The organism is Pseudomonas sp. ICMP 10191 (assembly GCF_001467335.1).
Lineage (GTDB): Bacteria > Pseudomonadota > Gammaproteobacteria > Pseudomonadales > Pseudomonadaceae > Aquipseudomonas > Aquipseudomonas cerasi.
This window is the reverse complement of record NZ_LKGW01000094.1, coordinates 1-217: the sequence shown is the minus strand read 5'-3', so window position 1 is coordinate 217 and position 217 is coordinate 1. Positions and strand designations below refer to the sequence as shown.

Genomic DNA, 217 nt, shown 5'->3' with positions numbered 1-217 from the left:
GTTGTCCCTTTGCCTTTTGTCGAGAACCACGCTGCACTGCTTTTGTTCTTGGTGTGGCTTTCGTCGTGGAGGTCTTTCACGCCCTCGAAATCGATTGCGCCGCCACTGTTGATCAACAGGTCATTGCCACTGTTCAGTTTGGCAACCTGATACCGCTGGTCGCCGCCACTTGCCAGCGTTAGGTTACCGCCTGTAGTGATTTCACTGCTGATATTGC

General features: G+C 53.0%; 1 protein-coding gene. It reads right to left on the bottom strand.

Annotated elements, in window-relative coordinates:
- Window positions 1-217, bottom strand: a 217-nt coding sequence (locus AO388_RS08415) for a hemagglutinin repeat-containing protein (protein ID WP_177343129.1), incomplete at both ends; no start/stop codon positions are given.